General features: G+C 72.2%; 16 protein-coding genes and 1 tRNA gene. 9 read left to right on the top strand and 8 right to left on the bottom strand.

Going from position 1 to position 22,030, the window contains the following annotated elements; translation table 11 throughout:
- Window positions 1-75 precede the first annotated feature (75 nt).
- A tRNA-Ser gene (locus LUTJ29_RS0115510) sits at window positions 76-165 on the top strand.
- A gap of 14 nt (window positions 166-179) precedes the next feature.
- Here the strand turns inward: LUTJ29_RS0115510 and LUTJ29_RS0115505 are convergent.
- Entirely contained in the window at window positions 180-647 is a 468-nt protein-coding gene (locus LUTJ29_RS0115505; protein ID WP_027073293.1) for an AAC(3)-I family aminoglycoside N-acetyltransferase, read from the bottom strand.
- Between the two features lie 149 nt (window positions 648-796).
- Between LUTJ29_RS0115505 and LUTJ29_RS0115500 the strand changes: the two genes are divergently transcribed.
- Entirely contained in the window at window positions 797-1,444 is a 648-nt protein-coding gene (locus tag LUTJ29_RS0115500; protein ID WP_027073292.1) for a response regulator, read from the top strand.
- A gap of 101 nt (window positions 1,445-1,545) precedes the next feature.
- Here LUTJ29_RS0115500 and LUTJ29_RS17900 read toward each other — a convergent pair whose 3' ends face one another.
- Entirely contained in the window at window positions 1,546-4,710 is a 3,165-nt protein-coding gene (locus tag LUTJ29_RS17900; protein WP_084524929.1) for an Rne/Rng family ribonuclease, read from the bottom strand.
- A gap of 432 nt (window positions 4,711-5,142) precedes the next feature.
- Between LUTJ29_RS17900 and LUTJ29_RS0115490 the strand changes: the two genes are divergently transcribed.
- Window positions 5,143-6,120 (top strand): RluA family pseudouridine synthase, encoded by a 978-nt coding sequence (locus LUTJ29_RS0115490; RefSeq protein WP_027073291.1) that lies wholly within the window; start codon window positions 5,143-5,145, stop codon window positions 6,118-6,120.
- 18 nt (window positions 6,121-6,138) lie between these two features.
- Here LUTJ29_RS0115490 and LUTJ29_RS0115485 read toward each other — a convergent pair whose 3' ends face one another.
- Window positions 6,139-6,480 (bottom strand): 4a-hydroxytetrahydrobiopterin dehydratase, encoded by a 342-nt coding sequence (locus tag LUTJ29_RS0115485; RefSeq protein ID WP_027073290.1) that lies wholly within the window; start codon window positions 6,478-6,480, stop codon window positions 6,139-6,141.
- 113 nt (window positions 6,481-6,593) lie between these two features.
- Between LUTJ29_RS0115485 and LUTJ29_RS0115480 the strand changes: the two genes are divergently transcribed.
- Both LUTJ29_RS0115480 and LUTJ29_RS0115475 read left to right on the top strand, forming a co-directional pair.
- Window positions 6,594-7,187: an NfuA family Fe-S biogenesis protein gene (locus LUTJ29_RS0115480; RefSeq protein ID WP_027073289.1), complete on the top strand. Its 594-nt coding sequence runs from the start codon at window positions 6,594-6,596 to the stop codon at window positions 7,185-7,187.
- 15 nt (window positions 7,188-7,202) lie between these two features.
- Window positions 7,203-8,837 carry a hypothetical protein gene (locus LUTJ29_RS0115475; RefSeq protein ID WP_027073288.1) on the top strand — a complete coding sequence of 545 codons (1,635 nt, stop codon included), beginning with the start codon at window positions 7,203-7,205 and terminating at the stop codon, window positions 8,835-8,837.
- A gap of 98 nt (window positions 8,838-8,935) precedes the next feature.
- On the opposite strand, the gene LUTJ29_RS0115470 is transcribed toward LUTJ29_RS0115475, so the two are convergent.
- Complete coding sequence (locus LUTJ29_RS0115470) at window positions 8,936-9,370, bottom strand: c-type cytochrome (RefSeq protein ID WP_027073287.1); 435 nt, start codon at window positions 9,368-9,370, stop codon at window positions 8,936-8,938.
- Window positions 9,367-9,771, bottom strand: a complete 405-nt coding sequence (locus tag LUTJ29_RS0115465; RefSeq protein WP_043741789.1) for a c-type cytochrome — start codon at window positions 9,769-9,771, stop codon at window positions 9,367-9,369. Before LUTJ29_RS0115465 ends, LUTJ29_RS0115470 begins: the two co-directional genes overlap by 4 nt.
- A gap of 327 nt (window positions 9,772-10,098) precedes the next feature.
- Between LUTJ29_RS0115465 and LUTJ29_RS17895 the strand changes: the two genes are divergently transcribed.
- From LUTJ29_RS17895 to LUTJ29_RS0115445, 4 genes are read left to right on the top strand one after another with little or no spacing between them, the layout of a single operon-like run.
- Window positions 10,099-11,280 (top strand): efflux RND transporter periplasmic adaptor subunit, encoded by a 1,182-nt coding sequence (locus LUTJ29_RS17895; RefSeq protein ID WP_051323092.1) that lies wholly within the window; start codon window positions 10,099-10,101, stop codon window positions 11,278-11,280.
- A complete protein-coding gene (locus LUTJ29_RS0115455; protein WP_027073285.1) occupies window positions 11,280-14,768 on the top strand; it encodes an efflux RND transporter permease subunit in 3,489 nt (1,162 codons plus the stop codon). Before LUTJ29_RS17895 ends, LUTJ29_RS0115455 begins: the two co-directional genes overlap by 1 nt.
- Window positions 14,769-14,772: 4 nt before the next feature.
- Window positions 14,773-17,850: an efflux RND transporter permease subunit gene (locus LUTJ29_RS0115450; protein ID WP_027073284.1), complete on the top strand. Its 3,078-nt coding sequence runs from the start codon at window positions 14,773-14,775 to the stop codon at window positions 17,848-17,850.
- Between the two features lie 58 nt (window positions 17,851-17,908).
- Window positions 17,909-18,616: a CPBP family intramembrane glutamic endopeptidase gene (locus LUTJ29_RS0115445; RefSeq protein ID WP_051323091.1), complete on the top strand. Its 708-nt coding sequence runs from the start codon at window positions 17,909-17,911 to the stop codon at window positions 18,614-18,616.
- 12 nt (window positions 18,617-18,628) lie between these two features.
- Here the strand turns inward: LUTJ29_RS0115445 and LUTJ29_RS0115440 are convergent, their stop codons facing one another.
- The 3 genes from LUTJ29_RS0115440 to LUTJ29_RS0115430 all read right to left on the bottom strand — a co-directional run bounded on the left by LUTJ29_RS0115440 (window position 18,629) and on the right by LUTJ29_RS0115430 (window position 21,670).
- Window positions 18,629-19,843, bottom strand: a complete 1,215-nt coding sequence (locus tag LUTJ29_RS0115440; RefSeq protein WP_027073282.1) for a TraB/GumN family protein — start codon at window positions 19,841-19,843, stop codon at window positions 18,629-18,631.
- 132 nt (window positions 19,844-19,975) lie between these two features.
- Window positions 19,976-20,872, bottom strand: coding sequence for an alpha/beta fold hydrolase (locus LUTJ29_RS17890; protein ID WP_051323090.1), 897 nt, complete (start codon window positions 20,870-20,872; stop codon window positions 19,976-19,978).
- 186 nt (window positions 20,873-21,058) lie between these two features.
- Window positions 21,059-21,670 (bottom strand): TetR/AcrR family transcriptional regulator, encoded by a 612-nt coding sequence (locus LUTJ29_RS0115430; protein WP_027073281.1) that lies wholly within the window; start codon window positions 21,668-21,670, stop codon window positions 21,059-21,061.
- Window positions 21,671-22,030: the final 360 nt, after the last annotated feature.

The raw sequence follows: 22,030 nt of genomic DNA, 5'->3' as shown, positions 1-22,030 counted from the left end.
GGAACAGCGGCGCAGCCGCTGGTCAAACCGCCGAAGACGGCGCGCCAGCGCCGTGGCAGGGTAGCGGCACAAATCGGAGAGATGGCCGAGTGGTTTAAGGCAGCGGTCTTGAAAACCGCCGAAGGGTCAAACCTTCCGTGGGTTCGAATCCCACTCTCTCCGCCAGTTCCTCCCGCTGTCTACTCCACCCCGATGTCGAAGTGGCACACGTTCTCCCGCGCGCCCAGCTTCGTGTACAGCGCCATCGCCGGCCCGTCGACCGGATCGGCCTGGACGTAGATCACCCACGCGCCGCAGGCGCGCGCGATCGGCCGCAGTGCGTCGACCAGCTCGGTGGCGATGCCGCGCCGGCGATGGCGCGCGTCCACCGCCATGTCGTAGATGTAGACTTCGCTGCGCGCCTGCTCGTACTTGCGCAGCTCGTAGGCGACCAGGCCGCCGACCACCTCTCCATGGCTGATCGCCGCCAGCGCGATGAAGCGGTCGTCGCCGAGCAGGTCGCGCAGGTAGTCGTCGGAGGGCGGCGCGGAAAGGTGCACCCCGGGCTGCCCGAAGGCTTCGCCCAGCATCGCGTTCATCGCCCGCATCGTCGCGATATCGCCCGCGCGCAGGCGCGTGATGCATACGTTGTCGGGCCTCTGGGCCATCGGGCGTCACTCCGGCTCGCGTGTCTGGTGCCCGAAGTGTCGCACCGGCGCAGGCGGGCGGCGGCATGCCGGCGCTGCGGAGGCGTGGCTTGCGCGCGGCACGCGCATGGCGCTAGCCTCGCGGAGTCGGTTCGCAGGGGACGACAGGGATGACGATCCGGGTATTCATGGTCGACGACCATGCGTTGGTGCGCGCAGGGATGCGCATGATTCTTTCGGGTGAAACCGACATCGAGGTGGTCGGCGAGGCGGAGAGCGGCGAGGCCGCGCTGCCGCTGATCCGGCAGCTCAAGCCCGATGTCGTGCTGTGCGACCTGCACCTGCCGGGCGGCGTGAGCGGGCTGGAAGTCACCGAACGCGTGGTCAAGGGCGGGCATGCGCGCGTGATCGTGGTGTCGGTGCTCGAGGACGGGCCGATGCCGCGCAAGCTGATCGAAGCAGGCGCATCGGGCTACGTGGGCAAGGGCGGCGATTCGGCCGAGCTGCTGCGCGCGGTGCGCGACGTCGCGCGCGGGAAGCGTTACCTGGCGCCGGGCATCGCCCAGAAGCTCGCGCTGTCGGGCATCGCCGGCGCGCAGTCGCCGTTCGACGAACTCTCGCCACGCGAGATGGAGATCGCGATGCTGCTGGTGCAGGGCATGCGCCAGGAGGACATCGCGCGCAGGCTCAGCCTCAGCCCGAAGACGGTGAACACGCACAAGTCGCGGCTGTTCGCCAAGCTCGGGATCGAGGACACGATCGCGCTCGCACGGCTGGCCAGCCAGTACGGCCTGCTGGATCCGGCGCTGGCGCTGTAGCGGCCGGCCGTCCGGCGGGAAGAGGCCCGGCTGCGCGCGCGGCCGGGCCCTGGTGGATCGTGCTGCCGCCCCGCCCGATGCCGGGCAGGGCGGGTGCGCGGTCAGGCGCTGCGGGGGGTATCGGAACCGACGGAGTCCTCGTCGCCGTGCTCCGTGTCTTCCTCGCCGGTGCCAGCCACTGCTTCCGCGGCGATCTCCGCGGGCGACGGCTCGAGCGGGAGGGGGGGGGCCGGCGGCGGCGTGTCGAACAGGCCGCGCGCGACCGGTGCCGAAGGCGCGGCTGCGGACTCCCCGGATGCCGGCGGTGCCACCCGCCCGGTCTCGGACGCGGTGGCCACCGCTGCGGCCTCCGCCGGTTCCGGGCTGGCGCCGGTGCCGGCCTGCGCGGCGTCTCCAGGTGCCGCGGCCTCGGGCTCCTTCGCCATGGTCGGGTCCTCGACCGGGGACCCGTCCACCGTCGGCACCCCGACCGGTGCGGCCTGCTCCGCTTCCTCCGGGCTGTCCTCCGCCAGGACAGGCATGGCATCCGGCGTCGCCTCGACGGGTGACTCGTCCGCCTCGGCAGCCGTCGTCGCGGCTTGCGCCTCGGCGTCCGTGCCGGCGGCGGACTCCGGTTCCCGCGCAGGGTCGACGGGGGCCTCGACGGCCGGCGTCGCGGCCACCGCGTGGGTGGCGGGAGCGTCCACGCCGGCCGGCTGCGCCGCACCGTCAGGCGGCGCCGGCGTGGCGTCTGGCGCGGTCGCTTCCGGCGCCGTCTCGCTGGGCGCGACGTGCGTGGCCGGCGTATCAACCCCGGAGGAGGCCGGAGCGGACGTGGTCGGCGCCAGGGGTTCGTCGAACTCGAACTCCGGCTGGGCGCCCTGGGCTGCACCGGAAGTCACCGACGCGGGCTCGTCCTGTGCGTCGTCGTCCTGCCCGCCGTGCGCGGCGTCCTCGGCCGCGCCGTCGCCGGCGGCCAGGCCGGCAGCCTCGCCACCGCCACGGCGACGGCGGCGCCCGCCGCGACGGCCGCGACGACGACGCGCCGTGGCCGCGCCTTCCTCGCCGGCGGGGGCGCCGGCATCGGTATCGCCGGCACCCGCCTGGGCCGCTGCTTCAGCAGCCGGTTCCTGCGCCGCGACAGGCGCGGGCGTGGCGGCGGGCGCCTGCGCCTGCACGTCGGTGGCCGCCGGCGCGGCGATCGCCGCGGCCGCGATGGCGGCGTCCTCGGGCGCCGGGGCTGCGGGAGGCTGCTGCCCGGCGGCGGGCTCGGCCACTCGCGGTGGGCGCGGCGGCTTCTGCTTCTTCGGCGCCTGGGCCTGCTGCGGCTGCGGCTGCGCCTGGCGAGGCTGCTGGGGCTGCTGGCTCCGCGACGACTGCGGCTGGCGGGCGTCTTTCTGCTGCGCGTTGTCGGACTGGCCGCCCTCGCGACGGCCCCCCTTGCCGCGCCCGTTGCGGCCGGCGCGCCCGCCGCGGTCGCCGCCGGTGCCCCGCGCTTCGCGCTGGGGCTTGGCGGCGGGGCGGGCAGGGGCCTCCTGCACCGGGGCCGGTTCGCTGCCGAGCAGGCGCCGGAACCACGCCAGCAGCCCCCCACTGGCGGCCGCGGCCGCCGCGGCCGGCGCGACCGGCGCCGGCGCGGGCGCCGGGGCCACCGGCGCGGCTTCCGGCGCCGGTTCGCGGATCGGGGCCGGGGTCGGCGGGCGGACGTTGGTCACCGCCGGCGGCGGGATGTTGAGGTTGTTCTTGTTGAGCGCGATCGTCGCCAGCTTGCGCGGGGTGCCGCGCTGGTAGCTCGGGCGCGCGGTCTCTTCGCCCAGCTCGTTCTCGCGGATGCGGGTGACCTCGTAATGCGGGGTCTGCAGCTGCTCGTCGGCGACGATCACGATCGGCGCGCCGTGGCGCTTCTCGATCTCGAGCAGGGCGCTGCGCTTCTCGTTGAGCAGGTAGTTGGCGATGTCCACCGGCGCCTGCACCAGCACCTGGCCGGTGTTGTCCTTCATCGCGTGCTCCTCGGCGACGCGGATGATCGACAGGCTCAGCGATTCCACGCTGCGCATGCGGCCGTGGCCCTCGCAGCGCGGGCAGACGATCTGGCTCGACTCGCCCAGGCTGGCGCGCAGCCGCTGGCGGCTCATCTCCAGCAGGCCGAACTTGGAGATCCGGCCGAGCTGCACGCGCGCGCGGTCGTACTTGAGCGCGTTCTGCAGCCGCGCCTCGACCTCGCGCTGGTGCTTGGACGAGTCCATGTCGATGAAGTCGATCACCACCAGGCCGCCGAGGTCGCGCAGGCGCAGCTGGCGGGCGACCTCCTCGGCCGCCTCCAGGTTGGTGTTGAACGCGGTGGTCTCGATGTCGCTGCCCTTGGTCGCGCGCGCCGAGTTGACGTCGATCGCGGTCAGGGCCTCGGTCTGGTCGATCACCAGCGCGCCGCCGGAGGGCAGGCGCACGGTGCGCTCGTAGGCCGACTCGATCTGCGATTCGATCTGGTAGCGGTTGAACAGCGGGACGTCGTCGGTGTAGTGCTTGAGCTTGCGCAGGTTGTGCGGCATCACCTGCTCGACGAACTCCCGCGCTTCCTCGTACATCTCGGGGGTGTCGACCAGGATCTCGCCGATGTCGGCGCGCATGTAGTCGCGCAGGGCGCGGGTGATCAGGCGCGACTCCTGGTAGATCAGGAACGGCGCCGGCTTGCTCAGCGCGGCCTCGGCGATGGCGCGCCAGATGCTGAGCAGGTAGTCCAGGTCCCACTGCAGTTCCTCGGCGTCGCGGCCGACGCCGGCGGTGCGGATGATCACCCCCATGTCGGGCGGGATCTCCAGCGCGTCCATGGCCTTTTTCAGCTCGGCCCGGTCGTCGCCCTCGACCCGGCGCGAGACGCCGCCCGCGGTGGGGGAGTTGGGCATCAGCACCATGTAGCGGCCGGCCAGGGAGATGAACGTGGTCAGGGCCGCGCCCTTGTTGCCGCGCTCCTCCTTGTCCACCTGGACCACGACCTCCTGGCCCTCGCGCAGGAGTTCCTTGATGTTGCCGGAGCGGTGGTCGGCACCGGCCTGGAAGTAGTCGCGGGAGATCTCCTTCAGCGGCAGGAAGCCGTGGCGTTCGGCACCGTAGTCGACGAAGGCCGCTTCGAGGGAGGGTTCGAGCCGGGTGATGCGGCCCTTGTAGATGTTCGACTTCTTCTGTTCGCGGGACGGCTGTTCGATGTCGATGTCGTAGAGGGTCTGGCCGTCCACGATCGCCACGCGCAGTTCTTCCGCCTGCGTGGCGTTGATGAGCATTCGCTTCATTGGTATGCGTTCCTCGCGCTTGCCGCTGCACCCGCCCCGGGGGAGCGTGTGCAGACGCGCGGAACGCCGGGGCGTTTCGCCTGGAGCTTCGGTTGGCCGCCAGCCGCGCAAGCGCAGCGGCGATCCCGGTTATCCAGCGCTACGACACCACGGCGGACCGCGGGAGCGCTTCAATCCATAAGTGTTGCAGGGCCGGCGGCAGCTTGCGTCGGCCCTTCCGGGCCGTCACCCGCGCCACGCGGGACATGTTCAGCACCGCTGCCGTGGCAACGGGCGATATCCGGAACTGCCGTGCAGCCGCTAACATGGCCGCCCCTGGGGCGGTGGCCGCGCACTGGCACGGGCCTCGCGGAAGGCGGGCTTTCGGCCCGTGATCTCCCAGCGAAATCAGCACCTTATCTCGCCCCCCGAGTGTAACAGATAAACCCGACGATGAATGACTCCCGCAACCGGGACGCGCCGGGCGGCGGCGTCCGCCTGGTCCCGGTGGACCCCGGACGCGCCGGCCAGCGGCTCGACAACTTCCTGCTCGGCCAGCTGAAGGGGGCGCCCCGGTCGCTGGTGTACAAGCTCGTGCGCAGCGGCCAGGTGCGGGTGAACGGCGGCAGGGCCCGGCCCGAGACCCGGCTGGAAGCCGGGGACGAGGTCCGGATCCCGCCGGTCCGGCTGGAGGCGCCCGAGGACAAGGGGACCCCGGCCGCCGGCCTGCTGGAGGCCATGGCGTCCAGCATCGTGTACGAGGATGCCCGCCTGCTGGCGATCAACAAGCCGGCCGGGGTGGCCAGCCATGGCGGCAGCGGGATCGGGTTCGGGGTGATCGAGACCCTCCGGGCGCTGCGGCCGGGCGAGGAACTGGAGCTGGTCCACCGGCTCGACCGCGACACCTCCGGCCTGATGGTGATCGCCCGCAAGCGCTCGGCCCTGCGCGAGCTGCAGGCGCTGATGCGCGAGGACCCGCGCGCCGGCGGCCAACGGGTCCACAAGCGCTACCTGGCCCTGCTGGCCGGGCGCATGCCCGACGGGGTGATGAGCGTGGACGCGCCGCTGCACGTCGGCCTGCGCCAGGGCGGGGAGCGCCACGTCCAGGTCCGCGCCGACGGCAAGCCGTCGCTGAGCCATTTCAGGGTGCTCGAGCGCCGCGGCGGGCAGTCCTACTGCGAGGTCCGGATCGAGACCGGGCGCACCCACCAGATCCGCGTCCACGCCGCCCACATCGGGCATCCGGTGGCCGGTGACGCGAAGTACGGCGATCCGGACGCCAACCGGCGCCTGCGCGACCAGGCCGGACTGCGGCGGCTGTTCCTGCACGCGGCCTCGCTCGAGTTCGCGCTCGAGGGCGGTCGCGTGCCCTACGTGCTCAACGCACCGCTGGCGCCGGAGCTGGGGGAGGTGCTGGACCGGCTCGCCTGAACGCAGCCGCGGGCGCGCTCAGTCCAGGAGCGCGGACGCCTTCGCCGCGCAGATGAAGTCGTTCTCGCTCAGCCCGCCGACGTCGTGGGTCGAGTAGCGGACCACGCAGCGGTCGTAGTGCACGCCGAGGTCGGGGTGGTGGTCCTCGCGGTGCGCGATCCAGGCCAGCGCATTCACGAACGCCATCGTGCGGTGGTAGTCGTCGAAGCGGAAGGTCCGCACGAGGGCCCGGCCCTCCTCGGCCAGTTCCCAGCCCGGCAACTGCGCCAGCAGCTCGCGGACCCGCGCCTCGTCCAGGCGGTGTTCCGCGCCGCGGCGGGGCGTGCAGTGGGCCTGGGCAAGCGGGGTGGCGTCCGGCATGGGAAGTCTCCTGGCAGGGCGGCCGCGCATGAACGGTGCCGCGAACGGACGCCGTCGGCGCGGGGGCGGGCATCTCGGGCGGCGCTAGAATAGTGCAAACCGGTATCCAGGCCATGATCCAGATCTCCGACAGCGCACAGGCGCACTTCCGCAAGCTCATCGAACGCGAGGCGATCCCCGGGATCGGCGTGCGCCTGGCCGCGGTCCAGCCGGGCACGCCGCGCGCCGACGTGCGCCTGGAGTTCGCGGCGCCCGACGAACTGCAGGGCGACGAATGGGCGATCGACTGCGAGGGCTTCACGCTCTGGCTCGACGCGACCAGTGCGCCGTACCTGGATGGCGCCCGCATCGACTACGAGGCGCGCGCCACGGGCGGCCAGCTGCAGATCCGGGCGCCGAAGATCAAGGGCGAGGCGCCGCCGGAGTCGGCCTCGCTGGTCGAGCGCGTGCGCTGGCTGATCGAATCGGAGATCAACCCGCAGCTGGCCCAGCATCGCGGCCACGTGTCGCTGCAGGAAGTGACCGCCGACGGCGTGGTGGTATTGCGTTTCGGCGGCGGCTGCCACGGCTGCGGCATGGTCGACGTGACCCTGAAGAACGGGATCGAACGCACGCTCAAGGACAAGGTGCCCGGGGTCACGGAGGTGCGCGATGCCACCGACCACGACACGGGAACGGCGCCCTACATGCCTCGCGGCATGGGCTGACGGGTCGCGCAGCGCGTGTTCTCGTCCGGTGAACTGGTCGAGGCGACGCTGCGCCTGATGCGGCGGGGGCGTTCGATCCGCCCGCCGCGGCCTCCGGGCGAGTATCCGCCGGGCTGGGAAGCGTGGTTCAGGGAGGACGCGACGCGTGCGCGCGGCTCGCGCCTGCCGGTCGGGGAACTGGTGTCGGTGATGCTGGCGCGCGAGCCGGTGCACCGCACCGGCTACGTGCGCTTCGGCCGGCTCGGCGCGTTCCTCCGCCTCTGGCGCCAGGACTGGCGCGAGGGACCGGTCGCCGACCGCGGCACGCGCCGCCTGTCGCTGGTGGCCTCGGTGCTGCTGCACGTGCTGTGGCTGCAGCTGCTGGTGTGGCTGACCCTGGCGCGCTTCCCCGGCGAGGCCGACGCCGACCGCCTGGGCGAGGACGTCATCCAGGTCGAGTACATCGGCGAGGGGACTCCGCAGGAAGACGGCGGCGGCGCCCGCCAGGCCGAGCAGCCGCAGCCCGCGGTCGCGGCCAGTGCGAGCCCGGCGCCCGCGCCGGCGCAGGCACGCCAGCCGGTGGCGCGCGCGGCGCCGCCGCCGCCGCCGGCCCAGGTCGAGCCGCAGCCGGTGCAGGAGCAGCCCCCCCCGCCCGTCGCCGAGCAGCCGCTGGTGGTGAGCGAGCCGGTCCAGCCCGAGCCGGAGTTCGAACTGGTGGTGCCGCGGATCGACGCGCGGCCCACGCCGCAGCTGCCCACCCCCGAGATCACGCTGCCGACGCCTGAGATCCAGGTGGTGGAAGTGCCGGTGGCGACGCCGGCGCCGCCCGTGCGGCCGCTGCCGCAACGCGAGATCGCGGTACCCGATCTCGCCCAGCCGGAAGTCGAACTGGCAGAGCGCGAGCTGCCGGCCCCGGCGCCGGTGGTCGAACTGCGTGCGCCGTCGAGCCAGCCCGCGGCGCCCGAACTGCGGCGCGACGGTCCGGCGATCGCCGAACGTGCGATCGACCTGCGCGCGCCCGAGCCCGGCGAAGGCGCCGGCGAGGGCAGCGCGAGGCAGGGAGAGGCGGCGGCCGGCGCGGACGCCGCCGCAGACTCCGGGACGGCGGGCGGAACGCGCACGGCCGGGCAGGGCGCGTCGCCCGCGGGAACGACCGCCGGCGCCGGCCTCGACTCGACGCCGAGGCCCGGTGCACTGCCGTCCCCGCGCCGCGGCGACGACTGGGGCGATTCGGACCGCAACGTTCCAGGCGGTCGCGCCGGCAGTCCTTCCGGCCTGTTCGACGCCGATGGCCGGCCGCGCCTGGCCGGCAACGCCGGCCGCGCCGGCGGCGGACTGCCGCCGGGCACGATCACCGAGGACTACGAGAAGATCGATCGCATGGGCACCTGGCTCAAGCGCCCGCCGATCGGGTACGAGCCGACCACGTTCGACCGCTTCTGGGTCCCGCACGAGACCCTGCTCGAGGAGTGGGTCCGGCGCAGCATCAAGGAAGTGCTGATCCCGATCCCGGGCACCGGCAAGCGGATCCGCTGCACGGTCGCGATGCTGATGCTGGGTGGCGCCTGCGGGATCAGCGATCCCAACATGGTCGATGTCGATGCCGACTCGACCGCGCCGCCGGACGTGCCGTTCAAGCGCGACCTGCACGAGGATCCGGACAGCCTCTGACCGCGCGTCCGGCGCCGGCGGCAGGCCCGCCCGGCAGGCGGCAGGCACGAAAAAGCCCGCGCGGGGCGGGCTTCTTCATGCACCGGGCCGACGGGCCTTCAGTGCACGCCGGTCAGGTCGCGCAGCTGGGTCGGACGCGAGCCGAAGTAGGCGGCCAGGTCGGCGATCTGCTGGTCGCTGAGCTGGGCGGCCTGCTGCGACATCAGCGCATGCTCGCGGCGGCCTTCGCGGTACTGGTACAGCGCGTGCGCCAGGTAGTCGGCGTACTGGCCGCCGATCTTCGGATAGCTCTCGTCCAGCGGCGCGTTGCCGTCCTGGCCATGGCAGTCGATGCAGGACTGGCCGGTGGCCGCGCCCTTGGCGTTGGCGAGGATCTCGCCCTCGGCCACGCGGCCGTCGGGGAGGTCGGCGACCGACGAGGCCTTGCGGCTGTCGGCACCGGCGGAATGGTCGGCATTGCCGCCGCACGCGGCGATGGCGAGGACGAACAGGGTGGCGGCCGCCAGGCGGCCGATGCGGTACGCGTGGATCATGGGGTCAGCTCCGACAGGAAGGCGGCGATGTCAGCGATGTCCTGGTCGGAGAAGCTCCGGGCCTGCGTCTCCATGGTCGGATGCCGGCGGGTGCCGTTGCGGTACTCGTTGAGCGCGTTGGTGAGGTAGAGCGCCGACTGCCCGCCGATGCGCGGCACGTGGTAGCTCGGGTACACGTTCTTGTAGCCGGCGATGCCGTGGCAGCCGACGCAGGTGTAGGTGAGCTGGCGACCGGCCTCGGCGTTGCCGGCCGGAGCCGCGACCGTCGTCGCCGGCGCGGCGGGGGCGGCCTCCCCGGTGGCGGGGGCGTCGGCCTCCTGGGCCGGCGCGGTGCGCGGCAGCGAGGCCAGGGTGAGCAGGGCGACGGCAAGGCCGGCGGCGATCGTCAACGGTCGCGTCATGGATGGGGTCCGCAATCCTTGAGTGGCTGTCTGGCGTGGGTATCGCGAGCGGCGCCGAAGGCCCGGACATCGCGCAATCGGGCCAGTATAGCCTGCGACCTTCCGGCTGTTAACGCTTGCGGTCCGGCGCGGATTCGGCGACGCCGGCCGGGTGCGCAGGCATGCGACCGGCGCGTGCCTCGCCGCATCGGGAACCTTCGTGGTCACGCACACGTCCGAGCAGGCGTCTCTGCGGACAGGGCCGGGAGTCACCATGACCTTCGGCGGATGCCGCCACCGGCTGGGTGATATACCTTGCTACAACACCAAAGGGGTTCCGCAGATTCCATGCATACCAAGCGCATTCTTCCGGCCGTCGGGCCGCTGCTGGCGGTCGTCCTGGCCTCGACGGCCGCGTTCGTGTCGGGCTGTGGCGGGGGTGGTCCCGCCAATGCCAGGGAAGCGGAACAGAAGGGCCCCGAGGCGGTCCCCGTGGAAGTGGCCGAGGTCGGGCGCCGGACGATCGCCGCCAGCTACGCCAGCACCGCCACCCTGGAAGCCAGGGCCGAGTCGCAGGTGGTCGCCAAGACCTCGGGCGTGGCACTGGAGGTCCTGGTCGAGGAGGGCCAGGAAGTCCGCGCCGGGCAGCCGCTGGTGCGCCTGGACGCCGACCGCGCGCGCCTGCAGGCCGCGCAGAGCACCGCCCAGCTGCGCAAGCTCGAAGCCAACTACGAGCGTGCGCGCCAGCTGGCCGCGCAGCAGATGGTCAGCGCCAACGACCTCGACCAGTTGCGCTACGACCTGGAGAATGCGCGCGCGACCAACCGGCTGACCAACCTGGAACTGTCGTACACCACGGTGGTGGCGCCGATCTCCGGCGTGATCGCCTCGCGCGACATCAAGCCGGGCAACTTCGTCCAGATCAACTCGCCGATCTTCCGCATCGTCGACAGCAGCCGCCTCGAGGCCACGCTCAACGTTCCCGAGCGCGAGATCGCCAAGCTGCGTCCGGGCCAGCAGGTCGAGCTGGTGGCCGACGCCCTGCCGGGCAAGCGCTTCACCGGCGTGGTCGACCGCGTGGCGCCGGTGGTCGACACCGGGACCGGCACCTTCCGCGTGGTGGCCTCGTTCGCCGGCGACGGCGAGCTGCAGCCGGGCATGTTCAGCCGCCTGTCGATCAACTACGACCAGCGCGCCGACGCGCTCGTGGTCCCGCGCGAGGCGCTGATCGAGGACGGCGGCGACCCGGCGCTGTACGTGGTCCGCGACGGCACCGCGTCGCGGGTGGCGGTGCAGCTCGGGTATGCCGACGGCGGATGGGTCGAGGTGCGCAGCGGCGTGGAGCCGGGCGACAAGGTCGTGGTGGCGGGCAAGTCCGCGCTGCGCGAAGGCAGCGCCGTCCAGGTGATCGGCGGCGAGGGCGCGGTCGCGCAGGACGCCAGGGCCGGCGACAAGGCCGACGCCAAGGCTGACGCCAAGGCCGACGCCAAGGCCGACGCCAAGGCCGACGCGAAGCGGGCGGGCAACTGATGTCCCCGCACGAGCTGCCTTCCACCGGCGGTTCCGGCCTGGTGGAATTCTCGACCCGTCGCCGCGTGACCGTGGCGATGATGACCCTCACCCTGGTCCTGTTCGGCCTGATCTCGCTGTCGTCGCTGAAGGTCGAGCTGCTGCCCGACCTCAGCTACCCGACGCTGACCGTGCGGATCGACTACGAGGGCGCCGCGCCGTCGGAAGTCGAGACCCTGATCTCGCAGCCGGCCGAGGAGGCGCTCGGCGTGGTCAAGGGGCTGCGCAAGCTCAGGTCGATCTCGCGCACCGGGCAGAGCGACGTGGTGCTGGAGTTCGCCTGGGGCACGGACATGGAGCAGGCCGGTCTCGACGTGCGCGACAAGATGGAGGCGCTGCAGCTGCCGCTCGAGGCCAAGCCGCCGGTACTGCTGCGGTTCAATCCCTCCACCCAGCCGATCATGCGCCTGGCGCTGTCGTCGACCGCGGCCGGCGACGACGAGTCCGAAGCCGTGCGCCGGCTGATGGAGCTGCGCCGCTACGCCGACGACGACCTCAAGCGCCGGCTCGAGCCGGTGCCCGGCGTGGCCGCGGTCAAGGTCGGCGGCGGGCTGGAGGACGAGATCCAGGTCCACATCGACCAGCGCAAGCTGGCCCAGCTCGGCCTGTCGCTGGACAACGTGGTCCAGCGGCTGAAGCAGGAGAACGTGAACCTGTCCGGCGGCCGCCTCGAGGAGGGCTCGCGCCGCTACCTGGTGCGCACCGTCAACCAGTTCACCGACGTCGAGCAGCTGCGCGACATGCTGCTGACCACCGCCGGCGGTTCGGCGGCGCAGGCCCAGTCCTCGACCGGCGAGAACCGGCAGCTGATGCTGGCGATCCTGGGCAGCCGCGATCCGAACGTGATCGCGGCACTGCGCAGCGACTCCAATGGCGGTGGCGCCGCGCCGGTGCGGCTGCGCGACGTGGCCGAGGTGCGCCAGGGCTACCGCGAGCGCGAGGCGGTGATCCGCAGCGCCGGCAACGAGGCGGTCGAGCTGGCGGTGTACAAGGAGGGCGACGCCAACACGGTGGCGACCGCGGACGCGCTGCATGCGCGCCTGGAACAGATCCGCCAACAGCTGCCGCGCGACATCGACCTGGCCGTGGTCGAGGACCAGTCGGTGTTCATCCGCCAGGCGGTGCACGACGTCAAGGTCGACGCCGTGGTCGGCGGCATGCTCGCGGTGCTGGTCATCTTCCTGTTCCTGCGCGACGGCTGGAGCACGCTGGTGATCTCGCTGTCGCTGCCGGTCTCGATCATCGCGACGTTCTTCTTCATGGGCCAGCTGGGCCTGAGCCTGAACCTGATGTCGCTGGGCGGCCTGGCGCTGGCCACCGGCCTGGTGGTGGACGACTCGATCGTGGTGCTCGAGTCCGTGGCCAAGGCGCGCGAGCGCGGGCTGGGGATCCTGGAGGCGGCGATCTCGGGCACCCGCGAGGTGTTCATGGCGGTGGTCGCTTCCACGCTGACCACGATCGCGGTGTTCCTGCCGCTGGTGTTCGTCGAGGGCATCGCCGGCCAGCTGTTCCGCGACCAGGCGCTGACGGTGGCGATCGCGATCGCGGTCTCGCTGGTGGTGTCGATGACCCTGGTGCCGATGCTCAGTTCGCTCAAGGGGCGTCCGCCGCTGGCGTTCCCGGAGGAGGCGCCGCATCCGCGCTGGAATCCGGAGAGCCGCTGGAAGAAGCCGGTCGCGGCGACCGGGCGGGGCATCGGCGCGCTGGTGCGCGGGGTGTTCTTCGGCGCCGCGTGGGCGGTGGTGCGGCTGTGGCGCCTGGCCGCGGCCGTGGTCGGGCCGGTGATGCGCAAGGCCAGCGACATCGCCATGTGGCCCTACCGCCGCGCCGAGGCCGCCTACCTGCGCATGCTGCCGGCGGCGATCGCGCGGCCGAAGTCGGTGCTGCTGTTCGCGTCGCTGGCGTTCGCCGCCACCCTCGCCGTGCTGCCGTTCCTGGGCATGGACCTGATCCCGCAGCTGGCCCAGGACCGCTTCGAGATGACCGCCAAGCTGCCGCCGGGCACGCCCCTGGCGCGCACCGACGCGCTGATCCGCGACCTCCAGCAGCGCCACGCCGGCGAGCCGGGCGTGCGCCTGCTGTACGGCGTGTCCGGCACGGGCACGCGCCTGGACGCGAGCCCGACGGAAAGCGGCGAGAACATCGGCAAGCTGACGGTGGTGATGGACGATGTCTCGCGCGAGGCCGAGCTGATCGAGAAGCTGCGCCGGAGCATGCAGGCCTGGCCCTCGGCCCAGGTCGACTTCGCGCGGCCCGAGCTGTTCTCGCTGTCGCCGCCGCTGGAGATCGAGATCGAGGGCAGCGACCTCGAACAGATCCGCGTCGCCGGCATGCGCATGGCCGAGCTGCTGCGCGGCAACCCGCACTACGCCGACGTGAAGTCGACCGTGGAGCAGGGCTTCCCGGAGATCCAGATCATCTTCGACCAGGAGCGCGCCGCGGCGCTGGGCCTGACCACGCGCCAGATCGCGGACGCGGTGGTGGGCAAGGTGCGCGGCAACGTCGCCACCCGCTACAGCTTCCGCGACCGCAAGATCGACGTGCTGGTGCGGGTCGGCGAGGACGAGCGCTCCTCGGTCGACGACATCCGCCGGCTGATCGTCAATCCCTCGGGCGGCAATCCGGTCGAACTGTCGTCGGTGGCCGACATCGTGGCCACGACCGGCCCGAGCGAGATCCACCGCGCCGACCAGCGCCGGGTGGCGATCGTCTCGGCCAACCTGCGCGGCATCGACCTGGGCACCGCGGTCGCCGAGGTGCAGCGGATGGTGGCCGAGAACCCGATCGGCACCGACGTGGACATGCGCATCGGCGGCCAGGGCGAGGAACTCGACGACTCGGTCCGCTCGTTGCTGTTCGCGTTCGGGCTGGCCGTGTTCCTGGTGTACCTGGTGATGGCCTCGCAGTTCGAGTCGCTGCTGCACCCGTTCGTCATCCTGTTCACCATCCCGCTGGCCCTGGTGGGGGCGATCGGGGCGCTGGTGCTGACCGGCTCGCCGATCTCGGTGGTGGTGTTCATCGGCCTGATCCTGCTGGTCGGCCTGGTGGTCAAGAACGCGATCATCCTGGTCGACAAGGTCAACCAGCTGCGCGAGGCCGGCGTGGCCAAACGCGAGGCGCTGGTCGAGGGCGCCCGCTCGCGCCTGCGTCCGATCATGATGACCACCCTGACCGCGGTGTTCGGCTTCATGCCGCTGGCGCTGGCGCCGCTGTTCGGCAGCCCCGGCGCGGAAGTGCGCTCGCCCATGGCGATCACGGTGATCGGCGGCCTGCTGGTCTCGACCCTGCTGACCCTGGTGGTGATCCCGGTGGTGTACGACCTGCTCGACCGCAAGCCCGACGAGTACTACGCCGAGCGCGGGCGCCGGGCACGGCGCACGGCCGCCGCCGTGGCCGAGGTGCTGGCGCACGAGAACGACCCGCTGGATCCGGCCGGCGCACGGGGCTGAGGCGATGAACATCACCGAGCTGTCGATCCGCCGCCCCGTCACCACCATCATGCTGTTCGTGTCGATGGTGGTGATCGGCCTGATCGCCTCGTTCCGGCTGCCGCTGGAAGCCGAGCCCGAGGCCACGATCCCGTTCTTCTTCGTCTCGCTGCCGTACCCCGGCTCCACGCCGGAAGAAGTGGAGCGCAACATCCTGCGGCCGGTCGAGGAAGCGCTCTCGACGATGTCCGGCATCAAGACGATGAAGTCGAGCGCCGGCGCGGATGGAGGGCAGATCCAGGTCGAGTTCAGCGACTGGGACCGGGACATCGCCATCGCCGCGTCGGAAGCCCGCGAGCGGATCGACGCGGTGCGCGACGAGCTTCCCGACGACTTCCGCCGTTACTTCGTGTACCGCTGGAGCACCAGCGACCGCGAGGCGATCCACCTGCGCCTGACCAGCCGGCAGGACCTCAGCGCCCGGGCCGAGCTCATCGAGCGCGACATCAAGCAGCGGCTCGAGCGCCTGCCCGGCGTCGCGCGGGTCGAGATCGAGGGCGTGGCCAGGCAGGAAGTGCTGGTGGGCCTGGACAAGGACCGCCTGGTCGCGCACGGGATCGCGCTCAACGACCTGGTGCAGCGCCTGCAGGCGGCGAACTTCTCCGTGTCGGGCGGACAGATCACCGAGGGCAGCCAGCGCCTGCGGGTGCAGCCGCGCGGCGAGCTGCAGTCCCTGCAGGACCTGCGCGACCTGCGCCTGGACCAGCGCGGCACCCGCCTGTCGGACATCGCCACGGTCGAGATCCGCCCTGAGCGGATGAACTACGTCCGCCAGCTGGATGGCCGGCCGAGCGTCGGCGTGGACGTATACAAGGAACGTTCCGCCAACCTGGTCGACCTCTCGCGCGCGGTGCGCGCCGAACTCGCGCAGTTGCAGCAGGATCCGGCGCTGCGCGACGTCGGCATCGAGGTGATCCAGGACCAGGGAGAGGCGGTGACCGGCTCGCTGCTGGCGCTGGCCGAGGCCGGCGCGATCGGCCTGGCGCTGTCGATCATCGTCCTGTACGCGTTCCTGCGCCACTGGCCCTCGACCCTGATGGTGACGGCGGCGATCCCGATCTGCTTCATCATGACCCTCGGCTTCATGTACTTCGCCGGGATCACCCTCAACATCATCTCGATGATGGGCCTGCTGCTGGCGGTCGGCATGCTGGTCGACAACGCGGTCGTGGTGGTCGAGAGCATCTACCAGGAACGCGAGAAGTACCCCGACCAGCCGGTGCTGGCCTCGATCATCGGCACCCGCCACGTGGCGATCGCGCTGTCGGCCGGCACCCTGTGCCACTGCGTGGTGTTCCTGCCGATGATCTTCGGCGAGACCAACATCATCACCATCTACCTCTCGCAGCTGGCGGTGACGATCTCGGTCTCGCTGCTGGCCTCGTGGCTGGTGGCGGTGAGCCTGATTCCGATGCTGTCGGCGCGGATGAAGACCCCGCCGGCGGTCAAGTCGCCGTTCATCACCCGACTGCAGCACGGCTACGCGCGGCTGCTGCGGTGGACGCTGGCCCACCGCGGATGGAGCGTGGCGGGGATCCTGGCCATCAGCCTGGCCAGCGCCGTGCCGATCACCCAGTCCAAGGGCGGCGGCGACGACATCGACCCCGACGAGATCAACATCTACTACCAGTGGAAGGGCGCCTACTCCAAGGAAGAGATGGGGCGCGAGGTGGCGCGGGTCGAGGAGTACGTCAACGCCAACCGCGAGCGTTTCCACATCGACCGCGTCTACAGCCGCTACAGCGAACAGGGCTGGGCCTTCACCCGCCTGTACCTGACCACCAACGACCGCGAGCTCAACCAGAAGCTGCAGGAAGAGCTGCGCAAGGGCCTGCCCCAGTCGGCCCGGGCCAAGATCGGCCTCGGCTGGCCCAGCGGCATGGGCAGCGGCGGCGAGGGCATCCGCTTCAGCCTGGTCGGCGACTCGACCGAAGTGCTCAAGGAGCTGGCCGACGACATCGTGCCGCTGCTCGCGCGCAACGAGAAGCTGCGCGACGTGCGCGTGGACACCGGCGACGCCAACACCGAGCTTTCGGTGCGCGTGGACCGCGAACGCGCGGCCGCCTACGGCTTCAGTGCCGAATCCGTGGCCCAGTTCGTGGGCATGGCGCTGCGCGGCGCGTCGCTGCGCGACTTCCACCGCGGCGATGTCGAGATCCCGGTGAACGTGCGCTTCGCCGGATCCGACGACTACGGGATCGAGGACCTGGAAGGGTTCATGGTGCGCGCGCCCAACGGCACCCAGGTGCCGCTGCTGGCCATGGTCGACGTCGGCGTGAACCCGGCGGCGCGCTCGATCCGGCGGCTCAACCGGCAGACGATGCTGCAGATCGAGGCGGGCCTGGCGCAGGGCGTTCCGATGGACGAGGCGCGCGCTTCGATCGAAGCCGCGTTGAAGGGAGTGGAGTTCCCGCCGGGCTACGGCTACACGTTCTCCGGCATGGGTTTCGACATCAATTTCGACGGCATCGCCGAGCTGGTGCGCGCGATCATGATCGCGCTGGTGCTGATGCTGGTGATCATGGCCGCGGTGTTCGAGTCCCTGCTGTTCCCGACCGCGATCATGTCCTGCGTGCTGTTCTCGATCTTCGGCGTGTACTGGCTGTTCTGGATCACCGGCACCGAGATGAACATCATGGCGGTGATCGGCATCCTGGTGCTGATGGGCGTGGTGGTGAACAACGGCATCGTCATGATCGAGCACATCAACAACCTGCGCCGGCGCGGGGTGGGCCGGACCGAGGCGCTGGTGGAGGGCAGCCGCGAGCGCCTGCGCCCGATCATGATGACGATGGGCACGGCGATCCTGGCCATGATCCCGATCGCGCTGCACACCGATACCCCTGACGGCATGCCGCCGTACTACCCGATGGCGCGCGCGATCGCCGGCGGCCTGGCGTTCTCGACCGTGGTCAGCCTGCTGTTCCTGCCGACGATCTACGCCATCCTCGACGACCTGCGTGCCGGCACCGCGCGCCTGGTGCGGCGCGCGCGCGGCGTGCGCGAGCCTGACGCCGCGCCGGCCGGGGCAGGAGGCGCCTGAGGGAGGACCGCGCGGGCCGGCCCCGTCACCGGCCCCGCGGATGCCGTGGGGGAACCCGATGCACGACGCGCTCGTCGAAATCGCGATCCATGCCGGCCTTGTCGGCCTGCTGGCCCTGGTCGCCGGCCGCGGGCGCGTGCGCCCGGGCTGGCTGGCGATCGCGCTGGCGCTGATGCTCCTGCGCGACGTGCTGGTCACGCGCGGCTACGGCCAGCTGCCGCCGTGGGTACCCGACAGCCGCTGGAACTGGACCGGCAAGCTGCTCGCCGCGGGCGGCCTGCTGGTGGTCGCGTGGCTGCCGGCGTTCGGCGCGCGGCGCTGTGGCCTGGTCCTGCGCCAGGCGGCGGGATCGGCCCCGGCGTGGTGGGTCTTCTCCGGGCTCGCGATCGCGCTGTTCGCACTGGCCGCCTGGACCGGCGGCGGCCGCGACGACGTCGACACCATCGCGTTCCAGTGGACCATGCCAGGCGTGGAGGAAGAGCTCTTCTACCGCGGGGTGCTGCTGCTGGCGCTGCAGCGTGCGCTGGGCGGCGACGAAGGCCGCCCCTGGGGCGGCATCGGCGGGGCCGGCGTGCTGTCGAGCGTGGCCTTCGGGCTCGGGCACGCGCTGTTCTGGCGCGACGGCGGCCTGTCCTTCGACGCGCTCGCCTTCGCGCTGACCGGGATCCCGGCGCTGCTGCTGGTCTGGTTCCGGGTCCGCACCGGCAGCCTCGTCCTGCCGGTGCTGGCGCACAACGTCGCCAACGGCGCCTCGACCCTGTTCTGAGCGCGGCGCGGGTCAGCCGAACAGCCGCGCCAGCATCCTGGCGCCGCCGGTCCAGACCCCGATCGCGGTGCCGAGCGAGGTCAGGAAGAAGTTGACCATCACCCGCGCCACCCGGTTGCGCCACCAGCCGCGCACGCTGTTGATGTCCTCGCGCAGGGCCATGAAATCGGCATGCGTGGGCTTGCGGACCCAGGCCTCGATCAGCGCGCTGACCGTGCCGGAGGCCAGCGCCGGATGCAGCGGCGTGAACGGGGACGACACGAACGCGCCGAGGATGCTCAGCGGATGGCCGCCGGCGAGCAGGCAACCCAGCGCGCCCAGGCCCCCGGTCCACAGCACCCAGTACAGCATCAGGTCGGCGCCGACGTCGAAGCCGCCGCTGGCGAAGCCCCAGGCGAAGCCACCGAGCAGGAACACGCCGATGCAGATCTCGAGCACCGGGATCCTGGACCCGGGTTTCACCGATTCGAGCGCGGACACGGTCGCGGCCGGGTCAGCGTCGTCCTCGCGCAGGTGCCTGGCGAGGCCGTCGAGGTGCCCGGCGCCGACCACCGCCAGCACCTCGCGCGCGTCGCCCGCGGTCGCGCGCAGGCGCGCGGCCATGTAGCGGTCGCGCTCGGCGATCAGCGACTCGTACAGCGCCGGGCTCTGTTCGGCGAACTCGCTGAAGCTGGCCTGCAGCATGTCGCCCTGCTTGAGCTTCTCGATGTCGTGCTCGGCGACGTCCTCGTCCACGATCAGGCCGGCGAGGATGCCTCCCGCGAGCTTGGCGCGCTGCCACCAGCCCTGGCCCTGCAGGGCGCGGCGGAAGGTCAGCCCGACGTCGCGGTCGACCAGGCGCATCGGCAGCCCGCGCGCCTGCGCGTCCTCGACCGCGGCCTTGAGTTCGGCGCCCGGTTCGATCCCGAGCTGTTCGGCCAGCCGCCGCTGGTAGCTGGCGAGCGCGAGGTTGGCGGCGAACATCGGCACCTTGCCTTCGCGCACCACCTTGACCAGGTCGAGCTTCGCCAGCGCGTCGGGATCGCCCATCGCCTTCAGGCGCTGTTCGTCGAGCTCGACCGCGACCGCGTCGAACGCGCCCGAGCCGATCGCCTCGCGGACGGCCTCGACGCTGGCGTGGGAGACGTGGGCGGTGCCGAGCAGGGTGTAGCGCACGCCGTCGCGTTCGACGATCGCGTGCGGCTGTTCGCGCCAGCCGGCGCCGGTAGGAGCGGGGGAGTCGGCCAAGGGTCGGTCCGGGTTCGCGGGGGAAGGACGCGCGCGGACGCCGGGGTCGCGCGACCCGCCTTCCTGGGGGGCGGGCGACAGGGTAGAGGCTCGCGCGCGGCAATGAAAGCCGCCCCGGACGGCCTCCGCGGCTCAGGCCAACGCGGGCGCGCGATGACCGACGAGGCGGTCGAGCTCGTCGCGCGAGTCCGCCGGACGGTCGCTCCGCGGGGAGTGCCCGTCGGCGATGAACTCCACCACGCGCGCGACCACGGCCGGATCGCGCAGCAGGCGTCGATGGCCGAGGCCGGTGGTCTCCATCCAGCACGCGCCCGGCCACGCCTCGACCAGTGCCCGGCCGTGCCCCACGGGCACCTCGCGGTCGCTGGCGTCGTGTACCACCAGCGACGGTGGCGGCGTGCGGGACGCGGCAAGACCGGTCATGTCGAAGTCGGTCCAGGGCCGTCCCAGCCAGGCCTGCGTGCGCTCGCTGAAACCGGCGGTCACCGCGTCGCTGGCCCCGATCGCACGACCGAACGGGAGCACCGCCTGCGAAGGCAGCGCGAACGGGGCGACCAGGGCCATGCGCTGCGGGCCCGCCCAGCCGCCGCGCAGCGCCAGCGCAGCCGCGGTGCAACCGCCCGAATGCGCCACGAGCCCGTGCAGCGGGCCGACGCCGGCGGCGACGATCCGCAGCGCGTCGGCGATCTCGACCAGGGTCACCAGGCGGCCCCCGATGCGGCTCCGACCCGAGCGTCCGTGCGCCGGCGCGTCGAAGGCGACCACGCGCAGCCCACGCTCGCACAGCGCCTCGCCGATCGCGCGCAGGTGCCCGGCGTGGCCGCCCCAGCCGTGGACCAACAGTACCGTCGGCCCCTGGCCCCATGCCCAGGCGCGGACCGGCTGGCAGTGGACGCGGAATTCCAGCGGCTCCCCGCGCGCCAGCCAGCGCAGTGCCTCGGCGCGGGGCCGGACCCGCGGCGGGGTGAACCAGACCCGATGGAACAGGTCCACCGCCAGCGACGGGGCCGCGCGCGACAGCACGCGCATCCCGGCTCGGAGCAGGGCGAAGCGCCAGTCGCGGCCCAGCCAGGCCGCCTCCGAGGTGGGGGCCGGCGAAGGAGACGAAGCCAGACGGTCGCCGGGTGCAGGCGCTCCGGCTGCGTCGTCAGTACGAACGATCGTGCTATTCCTGTCGTGCAAGCTGTCCATGCGCGCTCCTCGCGTGGGGAAGGATCAACGGGTGGGGGCGTAGCCCTGGATGAGTCGTTCGAACGCGCGCAGGCCGCGGCCCAAGGCGCCGGTGTAGCCGGTCAATCCCGCGTCGTGGTGGATCGCGAGCGCGATCGCGTACATCTCGAAGGCGAACTGGGCGGGATCGGTGGATGCGTCGAGGTCGCCCGCGTCGACCGCCTGCTGCGCGGCACGCGCGAGCTGCTCGCGCCAGGCCGATTCGAGCGCCAGGAGCCGGTCGCGGATCGCGCCCGGCCGGTCGTCGTATTCGCTGGCGGCGGCGAGGAAGATGCAGCCGCCGTCCTGGTCGTGGCGCACCCACTGGGCCCAGTTGGCGAAGATCGCGCGCAGCCGCGGCAGGCCCCGCTGCTCCTTGAGCGCGGGCTCCAGGACGGATCGGGCGAACAGCTCGCCAGCGAAGTCGAGCGTGGACAGCTGCAGGTCCTCGCGCGAACCAAAGTGGGCGAAGACCCCGCTCTTGGACATGCCGACCTGCTCGGCCAGCAGGCCGATGGTCAGGCCTTCGAGGCCGTTGCGGCAGGCCAGGGCATAGGAACGCGCGAGGATGGCCTCGCGCGTGGCGGCACCCTTGGTGGAGGCGGGCGTCGACGGCATGTGCCAAATAAAAGCACGACCGTTCGTTTTAATCAAGCGCCGTCAGGTTGGATCCGATCCGCTGCCGTCGAGCACGGCCCGCGGCAGGTCCGGCCGGCGCCCGTGCGGCCAGGCGATCCCCGGGCGCACCGCCACGCGGCGCAAGCCGAAGCGCTCGTGCAGGCGGATCAAGGCCGCGCGGGCCGCCAGGGATGCAGGGCCGGCGCCGCGCACCTCATGCCTGGGCGCGGCATCCCGCCCTGGTCGGGGCCTCGAGCTTGCAGGTGTCGATGGAGTCGCGAATCTCGGCGGCGTCGGGCGCCGTCCTCGCGAAGGTGTCCCCGTCGCGGGCGTCGCACCCGCGCAGGGCCATCGCCGTGG

Origin of the sequence: Luteimonas sp. J29 (assembly GCF_000472505.1) — a bacterium.
GTDB lineage: Bacteria > Pseudomonadota > Gammaproteobacteria > Xanthomonadales > Xanthomonadaceae > Luteimonas.
This window is presented reverse-complemented; position numbering and strand designations above follow the sequence as displayed.

Excerpts from the sequence above, each read along its gene's own strand:
- LUTJ29_RS17895 (WP_051323092.1), top strand. The coding sequence starts at position 10,099 with ATGCATACCAAGCGCATTCTTCCGGCCGTCGGGCCGCTGCTGGCGGTC.
- LUTJ29_RS0115455 (WP_027073285.1), top strand. The coding sequence starts at position 11,280 with ATGTCCCCGCACGAGCTGCCTTCCACCGGCGGTTCCGGCCTGGTGGAA.
- LUTJ29_RS0115465 (WP_043741789.1), bottom strand. The coding sequence starts at position 9,771 with ATGACGCGACCGTTGACGATCGCCGCCGGCCTTGCCGTCGCCCTGCTC.
- LUTJ29_RS0115445 (WP_051323091.1), top strand. The coding sequence starts at position 17,909 with ATGCACGACGCGCTCGTCGAAATCGCGATCCATGCCGGCCTTGTCGGC.
- LUTJ29_RS0115450 (WP_027073284.1), top strand. The coding sequence starts at position 14,773 with ATGAACATCACCGAGCTGTCGATCCGCCGCCCCGTCACCACCATCATG.
- LUTJ29_RS0115505 (WP_027073293.1), bottom strand. The coding sequence starts at position 647 with ATGGCCCAGAGGCCCGACAACGTATGCATCACGCGCCTGCGCGCGGGC.
- LUTJ29_RS17890 (WP_051323090.1), bottom strand. The coding sequence starts at position 20,872 with ATGCGCGTGCTGTCGCGCGCGGCCCCGTCGCTGGCGGTGGACCTGTTC.
- LUTJ29_RS0115470 (WP_027073287.1), bottom strand. The coding sequence starts at position 9,370 with ATGATCCACGCGTACCGCATCGGCCGCCTGGCGGCCGCCACCCTGTTC.
- LUTJ29_RS17900 (WP_084524929.1), bottom strand. The coding sequence starts at position 4,710 with ATGAAGCGAATGCTCATCAACGCCACGCAGGCGGAAGAACTGCGCGTG.
- LUTJ29_RS0115480 (WP_027073289.1), top strand. The coding sequence starts at position 6,594 with ATGATCCAGATCTCCGACAGCGCACAGGCGCACTTCCGCAAGCTCATC.
- LUTJ29_RS0115490 (WP_027073291.1), top strand. The coding sequence starts at position 5,143 with ATGAATGACTCCCGCAACCGGGACGCGCCGGGCGGCGGCGTCCGCCTG.
- LUTJ29_RS0115500 (WP_027073292.1), top strand. The coding sequence starts at position 797 with ATGACGATCCGGGTATTCATGGTCGACGACCATGCGTTGGTGCGCGCA.
- LUTJ29_RS0115485 (WP_027073290.1), bottom strand. The coding sequence starts at position 6,480 with ATGCCGGACGCCACCCCGCTTGCCCAGGCCCACTGCACGCCCCGCCGC.
- LUTJ29_RS0115430 (WP_027073281.1), bottom strand. The coding sequence starts at position 21,670 with ATGCCGTCGACGCCCGCCTCCACCAAGGGTGCCGCCACGCGCGAGGCC.